This window comes from Bacillus sp. SIMBA_005 (assembly GCF_046535585.1).
Lineage (GTDB): Bacteria > Bacillota > Bacilli > Bacillales > Bacillaceae > Bacillus > Bacillus pumilus.
On the sequence record NZ_JAWRWI010000986.1, the window covers coordinates 1 to 244 of the forward strand.

Annotated in this window: 1 protein-coding gene; it reads left to right on the top strand. The window is 61.9% G+C overall.

The annotated features are described in order from the left end of the window. The first annotated feature begins 61 nt into the window (after positions 1-61). Positions 62-202 carry a hypothetical protein gene (locus SB660_RS23045; protein ID WP_410584860.1) on the top strand — a complete coding sequence of 47 codons (141 nt, stop codon included), beginning with the start codon at positions 62-64 and terminating at the stop codon, positions 200-202. Positions 203-244: the final 42 nt, after the last annotated feature.

Genomic DNA, 244 nt, shown 5'->3' on the forward strand with positions numbered 1-244 from the left:
GCGGCTTGACCCACGGCCCTTTTCCGCGCAACGATGATTCGCCTATATATGGGGGACCAGCATGACGACCAATTCCAAACCGACCGCATCGCGCAAGCCATGGCAGAAGCCCGCGCTGCGCGCGGTATTGCCCGCCCAGCGCACCCGGGGCGGTCCGGTTGGCCCCAGCAATCAGGACGATGCCTGGTATTCGCTGTCCTGAGGCGCAGAAAGCGGATCCAGTCGAACGAATAACCATATAGGT